Annotated in this window: 1 protein-coding gene; it reads left to right on the top strand. The window is 50.9% G+C overall.

Annotated elements, in window-relative coordinates:
* A partial coding sequence (locus HEQ50_RS12660) for an MBG domain-containing protein (RefSeq protein ID WP_168900832.1) occupies positions 1-332 on the top strand: 332 nt, incomplete at both ends.

Below are 332 nucleotides of genomic sequence, written 5' to 3'. Positions count from 1 at the left end.
TGACAGTGACGCGAGATGCCGGAGATAATGCCGGAGAGTATGCCTATCACGTGTCTGGATTAAACAGCAACTACACACTGGGTAACGAGTCGATTGGGAAGTTGACGATTACGCAGGCCGCGCTTAACGTGAGTGTTCCTGACCAAACCATGGTTTACGGTGGTCAAGAACCGACACCAACGCTCACAGTGACGGATGCGAATGGTAATATTATTACCGATTCGGGCCTGACGGTGACGCGAGATGCCGGAGATAATGCCGGAGAGTATGCCTATCACGTGTCTGGATTAAACAGCAACTACACACTGGGTAACGAGTCGATTGGGACATTG

The sequence above is a fragment of the Lactobacillus sp. HBUAS51381 genome, assembly GCF_012641095.1.
In the GTDB taxonomy this organism is placed as follows: domain Bacteria; phylum Bacillota; class Bacilli; order Lactobacillales; family Lactobacillaceae; genus Levilactobacillus.
This window is presented reverse-complemented; position numbering and strand designations above follow the sequence as displayed.